Source organism: Bacteroides xylanisolvens (assembly GCF_018289135.1).
GTDB classification, from domain to species: domain Bacteria; phylum Bacteroidota; class Bacteroidia; order Bacteroidales; family Bacteroidaceae; genus Bacteroides; species Bacteroides xylanisolvens.
Map to the genome: position 1 here is coordinate 4,177,787 of NZ_CP072216.1, position 12,783 is coordinate 4,190,569.

The 12,783-nt window shown below is 40.2% G+C and carries 7 protein-coding genes; 4 read left to right on the forward strand and 3 right to left on the reverse strand.

The window, feature by feature from the left end; all coding sequences use genetic code 11:
* Nucleotides 1–103: 103 nt before the first annotated feature.
* The 4 genes from INE92_RS17755 to INE92_RS17770 all read left to right on the forward strand — a co-directional run bounded on the left by INE92_RS17755 (nt 104) and on the right by INE92_RS17770 (nt 6,184).
* A complete protein-coding gene (locus tag INE92_RS17755) occupies nt 104–1,798 on the forward strand; it encodes a tetratricopeptide repeat protein (RefSeq protein WP_004323056.1) in 1,695 nt (564 codons plus the stop codon).
* A gap of 112 nt (nt 1,799–1,910) precedes the next feature.
* Complete coding sequence (locus INE92_RS17760; RefSeq protein ID WP_004317149.1) at nt 1,911–2,981, forward strand: TlpA disulfide reductase family protein; 1,071 nt, start codon at nt 1,911–1,913, stop codon at nt 2,979–2,981.
* Nucleotides 2,982–2,994: 13 nt separating this feature from the next.
* Nucleotides 2,995–4,533, forward strand: coding sequence for a YifB family Mg chelatase-like AAA ATPase (locus tag INE92_RS17765; RefSeq protein ID WP_008770556.1), 1,539 nt, complete (start codon nt 2,995–2,997; stop codon nt 4,531–4,533).
* A gap of 124 nt (nt 4,534–4,657) precedes the next feature.
* On the forward strand, nt 4,658–6,184 hold the full coding sequence (locus tag INE92_RS17770) for a sensor histidine kinase (RefSeq protein WP_373259565.1): 1,527 nt from the start codon (nt 4,658–4,660) through the stop codon (nt 6,182–6,184).
* 515 nt (nt 6,185–6,699) lie between these two features.
* On the opposite strand, the gene INE92_RS17775 is transcribed toward INE92_RS17770, so the two are convergent.
* The 3 genes from INE92_RS17775 to INE92_RS17785 are packed head-to-tail and all read right to left on the reverse strand — an operon-like array spanning nt 6,700 to nt 12,783.
* Entirely contained in the window at nt 6,700–7,686 is a 987-nt protein-coding gene (locus INE92_RS17775; protein ID WP_004317133.1) for a DUF4973 domain-containing protein, read from the reverse strand.
* Nucleotides 7,687–7,705: 19 nt separating this feature from the next.
* On the reverse strand, nt 7,706–9,718 hold the full coding sequence (locus INE92_RS17780; RefSeq protein WP_004317131.1) for a RagB/SusD family nutrient uptake outer membrane protein: 2,013 nt from the start codon (nt 9,716–9,718) through the stop codon (nt 7,706–7,708).
* Nucleotides 9,719–9,726: 8 nt separating this feature from the next.
* Nucleotides 9,727–12,783 carry a SusC/RagA family TonB-linked outer membrane protein gene (locus INE92_RS17785; protein WP_008770554.1) on the reverse strand — a complete coding sequence of 1,019 codons (3,057 nt, stop codon included), beginning with the start codon at nt 12,781–12,783 and terminating at the stop codon, nt 9,727–9,729.

Genomic DNA, 12,783 nt, shown 5'->3' on the forward strand with positions numbered 1-12,783 from the left:
TTATATTAAGAATTAATATCTTTGCGTTACTTTTTCTGTGTGAGCAGAAGGAGGTTGGCAAATAGACGATATTTCAATTACAAACATTTAATTTATACCTAAAATGACTAAGAAGTTGTACTTGCCTTTACTCATGGCAATGGTTGTTGCATTATTCTCTTCTTGCAGCAAAAAAATGGGTGAATTGTCAGCTGATTACTTCACTGTTACTCCGCAAGTGCTGGAGGCAGTAGGTGGTAAAGTTCCTGCGACCATCAATGGTAAATTTCCTGAAAAGTATTTCAACAAAAAAGCGGTTGTAGAAGTTACTCCGGTTTTGAAATGGAATGGCGGCGAAGCTAAAGGCCAACCAGCTACTTTCCAAGGTGAAAAAGTGGAAGGTAACGACCAGACTATCTCTTACAAGATGGGCGGTAGCTACACGATGAAAACTTCTTTTGACTATGTTCCTGAAATGGCTAAGTCAGAATTGTATCTGGAATTCAAAGCTACTATCGGAAAGAAAGTGGTGACTATTCCTGCTGTGAAAATAGCTGATGGTGTAATCTCTACTTCTGAATTAGTAAACAATACATTAGGTAACGCTAACCCTGCATTGGGCGAAGACGCTTTCCAACGTATCATCAAAGAAAAACACGATGCCAACATCATGTTCTTGATCCAACAAGCTAACATTCGTTCCAGCGAATTGAAGACTGCTAAAGAATTCAACAAAGAAGTAGCTAACGTCAACGAAGCTGCTAACAAGAAGATCAGCAACATCGAAGTTTCTGCATACGCTTCTCCTGATGGTGGTGTAAGCTTGAATACTACTCTTGCTGAAAACCGTGAAGGCAACACAACTAAAATGTTGAGCAAAGACCTGAAGAAAGCAAAAATCGATGCTCCAATCGATGCTAAATATACTGCACAGGACTGGGAAGGTTTCCAAGAACTGGTTTCTAAATCTAACATCCAAGACAAAGAGTTGATTCTCCGCGTTATTGCAATGTACCAAGATCCTGCTCAAAGAGAAAGCGAAATCAAAAACATCTCTGCTGTATACAAAGAATTGGCTAACACTATTCTTCCTCAATTGCGTCGTTCTCGTTTGACTTTGAACTATGAAATCATCGGTAAGTCTGACGAAGAAATCGCTAAGTTGGCTTCTTCTAATCCTTCTGAACTGAACGTAGAAGAATTGCTGTATGCTGCTACACTGACTAGCGATCCTGCTAAGCAAGAAGTTATCTACACTCAAGCTACCAAACAGTTCCCGAACGATTACCGTGGTTACAACAACTTAGGTAAATTAGCTTACCAGGCTGGTAACATTGACAAAGCAGAATCTTACTTCAAGAAAGCTGCCAGCGTTAATGCTACTCCTGAAGTTAACATGAACTTAGGTTTGATCTCTTTGATGAAGGGTGACAAAGCTGCTGCAGAAGCATACTTCGGTAAAGCTGCCGGCACAAAAGAACTTGGCGAATCTATGGGTAACCTGTACATCGCTCAAGGTCAATATGAAAGAGCAGTAAACTCATTCGGTGACTCTAAGACTAACAGTGCTGCTTTGGCTCAAATCCTTGCTAAGGACTATAACAAAGCTAAAAACACGTTGGCTAACGTAGAAAGACCTGATGCTTACACTGACTACCTGATGGCAGTTTTAGGCGCTAGAACTAATAATTCTTCTATGGTAACAAGCAGCTTGAAGAGCGCAGTTGCTAAAGATTCTTCATTAGCTAAGAAAGCAGCTACTGACTTGGAATTTGCTAAATTCTTCACAAATGCAGATTTCATGAACATCATTAAATAAGAGAATTACCACTCTATTTTAAATATTAAGAATTGCCTGTCATTATAAATGACGGGCAATTCTTTTTTTTTATCTGTAAAAACCGTACTTTCGCAGAAAAGAAATCAAAGCAATGAAAAAGAGTAGCATTTTAATCCTCATAATCATTTGTCTATGCAGTTGTGGTAAATCTTCAAAGAAGGTTAGCATAACCGGGGAAATCAAAGGTCTGGGCACAGATACGCTTTATCTGTATGGAATGGACGAATCATTCGACCGGATAGATACCATTTTCGCGAAGAACGATAAATTCTCTTATACAGCTTCAATAGACACCATTACTTCTGCCTTTTTACTTATTGACAATCAGACAGAATATCCAATCTTCCTTGACAAAGGAAATCAAATCAAAATAAAAGGAGATGTCAATCACCCGGAATATCTGGATATCAATGGTAATATATATAATGAAGAGTTTACAAACTTTCAGAAAGAACTAAATAGCCTGCCTACCCCATCCGAGAAAGATTTAGAGCAAAAAGCAGAAGAATTCATCATGAAGCATCATTCTTCTTTTGTCAGCCTCTACTTGTTGGATAAATACTTTGTTCAGAAAGATTCGCCCGATTTCAACAAAATAAAGAAGCTAATTGAAATCATGACAGGAATATTGCAAGACAAGCTGTATATTGAACAGCTCAACGAAGCCATCTCTCTGTCAGAGAAAACAGAGACAGGCAAATATGCCCCCTTTTTCAGTCTATCTAATATAAAAGGAGAGAAAATTACCCGGTCATCAGAAGATTTCAAGAAAAAGAACCTGTTAATCAACTTTTGGGCTTCATGGGGAGATAGCATTTCCAATCACCAAAGCAATACCGAGTTAAAAGAGATCTATCAGAAATATAAGAAGAACAAACATATAGCCATGCTCGGTATCTCCCTTGATATAGATAAACAAGAATGGCAAGATGCTATAAAACGTGATACGCTCAATTGGGAGCAAGTCTGTGATTTTGGCGGACTAAATTCCGAAGTAGCCAAACAATACGCCATCAAGCAAGTTCCCAGCAACATTCTTCTGTCGGCAGACGGTAAGATTCTCGCGAAAAACCTCAAAGGAGAACAATTAAAGAAGAAAATTGAGGAAGTAGTCACTGCTGCTGAAGAAAAGGAAAAACAAGACAATAAGAAGAAAAAATAATCAATAATCAAACGTGTTAATTAAAGTATTCGGAGCGGCTGTTCAAGGGATTGATGCAACACTCATCACAATCGAAGTCAACAGCTCGCGCGGCTGTATGTTCTATCTCGTCGGCCTTCCGGATTCTGCGGTCAAAGAAAGCCATCAACGTATTATCTCCGCATTGCTGGTGAATGGTTATAAAATGCCCACTAGCAATATAGTGGTCAACATGGCACCAGCGGACATCCGTAAAGAGGGTTCAGCTTATGACTTGCCTCTTGCCATCGGATTGTTAGGAGCTAACGAAACAATCTCTTCCGAGAAGTTTTCCCGCTATTTGTTAATGGGCGAACTAAGTCTGGACGGAAGTATACAACCTATCAAAGGTGCGCTTCCCATTGCTATCAAAGCGCGCGAAGATGGTTTCGAAGGACTAATCATCCCCCAACAAAACGCACGGGAAGCGGCCGTTGTCAATCAATTAAAAGTATACGGAGTCAGTAATATCAAGGAGGTCGTCGAGTTCTTCAATAATGAACGCGAATTAGAGCCGACTGTTGTTAATACACGGGAAGAATTCTATCAACAACAGACGAACTGTGACTTGGACTTTGCAGACGTTAAAGGGCAAGAGAATGTAAAAAGGGCACTAGAAGTTGCAGCAGCCGGAGGACATAATTTAATAATGGTAGGTGCTCCGGGTAGCGGTAAATCGATGATGGCCAAACGCCTTCCTTCCATTCTTCCTCCTCTTTCACTGGGGGAAAGTCTGGAAACCACCAAGATACATTCAGTTACCGGACAATTGAAACGCGGGTCCTCATTGATTTCCCAACGCCCATTCCGCGACCCTCACCACACAATTTCCCAGGTGGCGATGGTTGGCGGAGGTAGTTTTCCACAACCCGGAGAAATCAGTCTGGCACATAATGGGGTACTTTTCTTAGACGAATTGCCGGAATTCAACCGAGGAGTGCTGGAAGTGTTGCGTCAACCATTGGAAGACCGCCAGATCAGTATTTCCCGCATCAAAAGTACTATCAGCTATCCGGCCAATCTGATGCTGATTGCATCCATGAACCCATGCCCCTGTGGATATTACAACCATCCGACAAAAGCATGCGTATGCAGCCCCGGACAGGTTCAAAAGTACTTGAATAAGATATCCGGTCCATTATTAGATCGCATCGACATTCAGATAGAGATTGTACCTGTACCCTTTGATAAGATTTCCGATCAAAGACAGGGAGAATCGAGCAATATCATCAGGCAACGAGTGATAAAAGCCCGTCAAATGCAAGAAAAACGATACACCGAATATACCGGAATTTATTGCAATGCACAAATGAACAGCAAACTGCTTGCAATGTATGCTCAACCGGATGCCAAAGGGCTCGCATTACTGAAAAATGCTATGGAACGGCTCAATCTGTCTGCCCGAGCCTATGACCGGATTTTAAAAGTTGCCCGTACAATCGCCGATTTGGAAGGAGCAGAACAAATACTCCCCAATCATTTGGCAGAGGCTATCAGTTATCGGAATCTCGACAGAGAGAACTGGGCAGGATAATAACAATGAATACAAACAGAAGAGAATTATTTCATCATCAGCACTATCTTTTTTCATATATTTGTTTTACATTTGTAACAAATAAATAAATTCTAATATGAGAAAATCGATAATAGCTATTTTAATGACATTTTGTTTGAGTATAATGACTTATGCTCAAACTCCCCGTGACAGAGCCACAGAATTAAAAGAACAAGCACAAAGTAGCCTCAATCAAAAAGATTACATCAAAGCACGTTACTTATTCAAAAAGGCATACGAAGCATTTGCAACCCGCGAAAACTATCCACAGGCAATAGAATGTGGTGTTCAGGCCAACGCTTTATACGTCAGAGAGAACTTTTACAAAGAAGGATTCGAACTTTGTCGTGACATGGACCAACTTATATGGGCCGGAGAGCAAAATCAAAAGAAAGTCTTTTATGACCTCCGCTTCCTCGTGAACAAGGAGCGGTTGCAGATGTACACGGCACTTAAAAATCCAGCTCAGGCAAAAACACAGCTGAATAAACTGGAGGAAACTGCTAACCTTGCCAAGAATGACTCACTGACAGAGGTTTTACTGTACACAAAAGCCAACTATTACTATACATTTAACCAAAACACACAAGGTGATGCCTGTTTCCGCAAACTAATTAATCAATACAAGGAAAAGAAAGACTACGCCAAAGTGAGTGATTGCTACAAAAACCTTATCGGAATTGCCCGTAAAGCCAATAACGCCCCTTTAATGGAACGCACCTATGAAAGTTACATCGTTTGGACAGACTCCGTGAAAGCGCTGACAGCTCAAGACGAACTGAATGTACTGAAAAGGAAATATGACGAAAGCCAACTGACTATACAAGAAAAAGACGACACGCTATCAGCCAAACAATACATCATTATAGGCCTGTGTGTTCTTGTAGTCATCCTCGTAGCCGGACTGGCAATACTGGCCGCTATATTACTGAAATTTATCGCCGGCAACCGCAAATTAAAGAAAAGTGTGAAGATTGCCAATGAACATAATGAATTAAAAACCAAATTCATACAGAACATATCTTCACAGATGGAGCCGACTTTGAATACGTTAGCTACTTCTGCGAATGAACTTTTACAGAAAGCCCCTCAAGAAGCGAGCCAAATGCAGAGCCAGGTCGCTGCTCTAAAGAAATTCAGCGATGATATCCAGGAGCTGTCTTCATTAGAGAATTCATTAACCGAACTCTATGAATTGGGTGAAATCAACGTAGGTACTTTCTGCGAAAATGTAATGGACAAGGTTAAGGAGCATATAAAAATAGATGTTACTCCTTCAGTTAATGCTCCCAAACTTCAGGTAAAGACAAACAAAGAGCAACTGGAACGTATCCTTCTCTATTTACTGAAAAATGCAGCCTTCTACACCGAACAAGGACGTATCAGCCTTGAGTTCAAGAAACGTGGTGCACACACTCATCAGTTTATCGTGACGGATACGGGAATCGGTATTCCGGCAGAGCAACAGGAAAATATCTTCAAGCCTTTCACGGAAGTGAAAGACCTCACTACAGGAGATGGGCTAGGATTACCAATCTGCTCACTTATCGCCGCAAAAATGAATGGTAGCCTGACGCTAGATACCAGTTATACCAAAGGAACCCGTTTCATACTGGAACTTCACGTCTAAATTTTGCATAAAACGAATAACTTGTATCATTAGATTACTTTCTAATTTGTTTATTATAGTTACCTTTAGCAAAGAGTATTCCAAACGCAAACTTGAAAACATACAAAAATATGAACAATTTCCCATATAAACGGATATCACGTTTTAAATAAACCTTTGAGTAGTTTATTAAGAACAGTATTTGAGTTTATTAAAAACTTTGCAATCGGATTTCCGAGTTCTCAACTCTATCTATTACAACAAAAAGGCTACAAATTTCATGAAATTTGTAGCCTTTTTGCCTATAGTCGATACACCATTTCTGATACTAATCAGGAAATAAAAAGCATTTGTCAAGAACCTATTGTTTTTTTGCTGAAAAAATAAAGAGAAAACTAACTTATATATAATAAGATAGCCTTCTCTCTATTTATAAACTGACTTTCCGCTTTATTCTACAGAATATCATCTCACGATATTTTGTATCAATAAATATCAGACAATAAGATCTTACTCTTGCGGCATATTTCCCATTTTTACCACTGAATAGCTTGGTCTGTATCAGGAATCAAGCTATTAACTTTTCGTTCCATCAACATACTACCTTCAGCACGACAAGGTACAACGATATCTTTATCTTCATACGTTGTCACATCATCATACGTATATGACATATAAATCGTCGTGAAATGATGTTCCAAATAAGGAGTTACTTCATCTAAAGACATGCTAGTCGTATAAGTAGGCGCATCTCCTATAAGTCGGAAGTTCATGGCATTAGTCGGATCGGCAGGTTCAGCTGTCAGTGTCCCATTTTCGTTAAAAGTCAACACAATCTTATATTTATCTCTATCCTTCAATTCTTCACTAATGACTCCGGCATAGAAGAAGCATTGATTCTCACTCACTACATGCAAGGTACGTGTACTTGAAACCATAGCACTCGTATTATCCATCATATATACAAACATATTGGTGGCTCCATAAGATCCTGAATAATCATTAAACGGCATCACACGGAGAAGTGCTTTACGATAATTCTTGCGTGGATTCGGATCATACAAGTCACTATCCAAAATCGTCAATGGAAGTACCCATTTATCAACAAGATCCAGTCCGTTAAATTTGAATTTAATATCAAACAAACCTTGACATTCCCCAGCCGGAATATGACAAGTAGGAGAGGCAAACTCATAGTGTTTCTTATCCAGTAATTGAAAATACAAGTCTTCACGTTGTTTCCAGCGAGCTTCATTCAAACCAATCAATGTATCCGGATCCACATCAATAGCAACATCCAGATCTCTTTCATTCATAGTAGAGCCACCTACAATCACCGGTAGCCGATAAGTCACTTCACCGTTCGCTTGATAACGCAAATATACATCAGTCACTCCCTTACTATTGACAGGGGCTTTCAATCCGACATTTTGCACATACACTTCTTCCACCCATTCATTGTTACATGCACCAGTCAGAACAAGCGTTAATAACAATATAAAATATACGATATAATTTTTCATATTTTTCCATTTAATAAGGTTAATCATAATATGTCCATCCCGGGTTCTGAGTCAGACGCAAGTTTCTTCTCAACTGATCATGGGAAATCGGCCAGAAATACATTTTACGGCTAAAAGTAGTCGGCAAGTTCGAATTGATCACTTGAGTATGAAATAAGTCTCTTTCTGTTTTACTCATATATGCATTGCAACCATACATCTGCTGCGACTCCTCATATTCGGCATCCTTCCAACGGCGCAGATCAAAGTAACGACTGTTTTCTGCAAATAACTCTATCTGGCGCTCATGCTTCAAATGCTTGCGGAACTCATCAGCATTCTCATAAACATCTGATCCAAAATCGGGAACTCCTCCACGAATACGAACTCTGGAAATAGCATAACTCATTTCATTCTTATCACGTGAAATATCATAAGACTGAGTTCCATCCCATGAAGGAATCTGATAAGTACTCGCACCTAATTCATTTAATGCCTCTGCATACCATAACAACACGTCAGCATAACGAATACCAATCACAGGCTTTGAGATAACCCCTCCCTCTGTCTTAAAGTTGTCACGAGAACTAACAAATTTCCTGATCCCAATACCAGTAGCCAACCAACGATCACCTGAATTACTCCAGCCACTCTCTTCACCACGATAATACCATATGATTAGATTCCGGTCATACGACTGTACAGCATTAGTACCATTCCATAAGCAACCATTGTATGCTACCGTAGCATAAAAACGTGGTTCACGATGTCCATATTGTTTATTCACACCTTCCACCAATGGTGCCCAATCACCACTAGCTGCTTCCTCGGCACTCACATAATTTTCATCACCCGTCCAGTCTTTCGTCTTATCAAAAGGTTTTCCGGTATTCATCTGATAGGCATCGCATTGCTTACCTGTCATAGCATGACAATTATAACCTCCGAATGCTATTGGCATCTGATGTTGAATCATCGTATTGATATCTCCGTTGTTCTGTCCGGTTGTAAAAATCATCTCTTTGTTTTCCGAAGGAAAAATCACTCCATTAAAAAGTGTCTCGTAAGACTGTAACGGGTCAATATTCCGCCATCCTGCAGGAAAATCCGCATGAGAATATACCGCATGCGTAGGAGGAGCAATCGTTGCCGGATTATCAATTGTACCAGTAGAGTGAGCTGAGACCGTATGTAGCTCATACACACCCTTACGACCAAGTTCTACCACATCACGAGCAGCTGCTGCCGCCTTTGCCCACTTTTCTTCATTGTATTCTTGAGCCATCAGATAGCGTCCTTCATCATCCACCAAATCCGTGAAACGTTCAGTATCAGTTGGACGCGGATTATTGAGAGGGCTGGCAGCATAAAGCAATGCTTTTGCGCGAGTTGCCAAAGCTGCTCCACGAGTAGGACGTGCCATATTACGTGTATCACGTTTCAATGGTAGGTCTTTCGCTGCAAGCTTCATTTCCTCTGCAATATAGTTGACACAATCGTCATACGTGCTACGTGGGATATAAAGATCCTCATAAGCAGCATTATAGTCCATCACACCATCATTAGGTATAATTGGTATAGGACCGTACTTTTGCAACAACTTCCAATAGAAATAAGCGCGTACAAAACGGGCCTGTGCTTTATAATCAACAATTTCATCCGGAGTCATTTCTTTATTTCGGTCAATATTCTGAATAAAAATCGAGGCATGACGAATACCATCATAAGCTTGTGCCCAAGAGTCTTGTTTCCAATTCTCATCATATTCACAATATTTGAATACACGATATTCAAGATTACGGTCGCTATAACACATATCGTCGGAAAAGTTAGTGATACAGTTATCTTTCGAACCAATATCGATGTTACTCCATGTCAGCCAAGCGTACGCAGTCGCCAACCATTGTTCCGACCATTCTTTATTTTCAAATATATTTTCCAAACTCTGGGTATTTTCTCCCAATTTCCCCTCCACGCTCAAATAATCAGAACAAGAGGAAACCATCATTCCCATACTGATAATGGTGGAAAACAATATATGTTTCTTTTTCATATTTCGTATTATATATTAACAGTTAAACCTAAAGTGAGTATTTTAGACAATGGATACTGCTGCCCGTTAGAGCTCCCCATTTCAGGATCCCATAATTTGAACTTAGAGAATGTTAACAGATTTGTCCCGATAAAGAAGATGCGTACATTATTCATCAAGATGGCACGGCTGATGTTCTTTGGAAGTGTATAACCCACCTCTACCGTTTTCAGACGTAAATATGAACCATCACGCAACCAATATGTCGATTCACGGTTATTGTTACTGTTATTCTGCCAAGTCAAACGAGGATATTTGGCATCAGGATTCTCATTCGTGCCAAGACTCCAGTAGTTTCCTACTACATCCGTAAGAATGTTACCCCAATCACCACCACTAAACGGCCTGACTCCGAACCCATCAATAAAGAAAGAGGATTTACCAGCACCCTGGAAATGCAGATTCACATCAAACCCTTTCCATGTAGCAGACATACCAAAACCATAAATCAAATTCGGACGGGTTGTAGAACCAATAGGCACCCTATCACTATCATTAATCACGCCATCACTGTTCACATCTTTATACTTAATATCACCAGGCATTACTGTTCCCCATTCTGTTTGCTGAGGGCTGTTACGTATATCATCATAATCCTTAAATAAGCCAAGAGCTATCAAACCTTTCGCCTGATTGACGCGATACCCAGTATCACGTATATAAGGATATGCACTATTTGCCTCGTCAGCAGCTAGAATCTTATTATTACTATAAGTGAAATTACCGCGTACAGTCAGACTGACATTGCCGATATCCTGTTTGAAAGCAACATTTCCATCAAAACCGGTAGAACGTACCTTACCTACATTCGCACTAGGGGTAAGATAACTCAGACCTAAAGTTCCTGGTAAACTTTGACGCTGCATAAAGATTCCATCACGTGTTTCATGAAAGTAATCTACAGTACCAGTAAACCTGTCATCCCATAGAGAGAAGTCAACACCTATATCATGCTTAGTAGCAATCTCCCATGTCACACCAGAAGAAGATATCTGCTTATAAATCTGTCCATTATCCACATTAGGAGTATTGTAATCTCCCCAATTATAAGGATTTCTACTTTCAAAAAGCTCCAGATAAGGGAAACGAGTTCCAATATTGTCACTACCTACCTTACCATAAGAATAACGAAGCTTAAACATATTCATCCATTTCAGATTCTTCTTAATAATAGGTTCTTCCGCAATATTCCATGCTACTGAATATGCAGGAAAGAAACCAAATTGGTTACCTGGGGCAAAATTTTCTGAACCATTGTAACCAAAGTTGAAATCAACCATATAGCGATATTTCCATCCATAGGTAACACGGCCAGCAAGTCCCATGTGCCTATTAGGTAGCCAATCATAGCCGGCTGTACTTTGTGTGTTGACATATTCATCCTGAGTATATTTCAACGTACCGCCCACCGAATGATCGCCGAATCTACGATCATATTGCAGAATAGCCTCCAAAAACTGCCTGCGGTTACCTGAAGCAGAAGACTCATGAAACATCAACTGTTTCTCTGCCACTTTTTTGAAAACGATTTCACCGTTAGAATCTCGCTGACGTTCGGCTTGCCATTGTTCAGGCCACTGCTTATGATTACGATAGTTATTGTTATAAGTATCAAATCCAAAACGTCCGGTAAACTTCAAACCTTTCGTTATAAAATCCAATTTCTGGTCCAAAGTTGCATTCGTTTGAATTACGTTCTGCCACTCCTCATAATAACCAGTTTGTGTAGCAATTACCCATGGATTAGTACGCTCACTTGTTCCAGCGGCCGGAATTCTTCCGTTCGAAAAAATCACTGGCATATTAATAGGTGTCTGTCCCATTACAGACTTCCACAATGCATCAGAACCAAGTCCCGGATCATTTTGAGTAGAAAGCCAGCCTGAAACACCCACCGTCACCATGGTGGTCTTTGTAACATCAAAATCTACATTCATACGATAGTTCCAACGCTGATAATTGGCATTTGTATTATAATCTTTCAACTTGCCGTCTGTCTTATACATCCCCCCCTCGCTAACATAGCTTGCTGACACAAAGTAGCGTGCCACAGAACCACCGCCACTTATATCAAGATTAGCACGATAAGTCATTGCACCGTCTCTTAACAATACATCCATCCAGTCCACATTCGGATACAAATCTGGATCCAGTCCTGTCTGAATCAGTCTCAACTCATCTTGGGAATACATTGGCTGTTGAGAACGAGTTGTACGTGATTCGTTCAGCATGGTAGCGTAAGTATAACCATCTACAAAGTCAGGAGTCATGGTACGTGTATTATAAGAAGTTTCCACTTTCGCATTGATATTAATTTTACCAGCCTTACCTCTCTTAGTAGTAATCAACACTACGCCATTCGCACCACGACTACCATAAATTGCTGTAGCCGAAGCATCCTTCAATACGGAGAACGACTCAATATCTTCCACATTGACTTCATTCAGGCTACGTTCAAATCCATCTACCAAAACCAATGCTCCGGAGCCTGCCCCAAAAGTAGAAATACCACGAATCCAGAATTCCGACATATTGGCTCCCGGTCTACCGGAAGTCTGCCTCGCTAACACACCAGGAACATTTCCTGCCAATGCATTTACCAGACTTGAAGTAGGAGATGACTTCAGCACATCCACATCTACCGTAGAGACTGCACCTGTCATTGTTATCTTCTTTTGAGCACCTGTACCAGTGATAACCACTTCATCGATCACACTCGCAGAAGATTCGCGCAATGTGACATCAACCTTACTCATATTATCCTTTATCAGGACTTCTTGTGTTTCAAATCCTATATAAGAAAAGATCAGCGTACTGTAAGGAGCTATTTTGATCTTATACTCACCATCAATATTAGTGATAACTCCCAAACCTGCAACATTCTTTACCGAAATATTGACTCCAGCCAAAGGTATCTTTTCGGCATCTCTGACCATACCGGTTACCTCTATCGTTTGACTCTGGGCATACATATCAATGACGCAACCTGTTGTCAGCAATAATATCATAAATAAAAATTTCTTCAT

Excerpts from the sequence above, each read along its gene's own strand:
- INE92_RS17770 (WP_373259565.1), top strand. The coding sequence starts at position 4,658 with ATGACATTTTGTTTGAGTATAATGACTTATGCTCAAACTCCCCGTGAC.
- INE92_RS17760 (WP_004317149.1), top strand. The coding sequence starts at position 1,911 with ATGAAAAAGAGTAGCATTTTAATCCTCATAATCATTTGTCTATGCAGT.
- INE92_RS17775 (WP_004317133.1), bottom strand. The coding sequence starts at position 7,686 with ATGAAAAATTATATCGTATATTTTATATTGTTATTAACGCTTGTTCTG.
- INE92_RS17780 (WP_004317131.1), bottom strand. The coding sequence starts at position 9,718 with ATGAAAAAGAAACATATATTGTTTTCCACCATTATCAGTATGGGAATG.
- INE92_RS17755 (WP_004323056.1), top strand. The coding sequence starts at position 104 with ATGACTAAGAAGTTGTACTTGCCTTTACTCATGGCAATGGTTGTTGCA.
- INE92_RS17785 (WP_008770554.1), bottom strand. The coding sequence starts at position 12,783 with ATGAAGAAATTTTTATTTATGATATTATTGCTGACAACAGGTTGCGTC.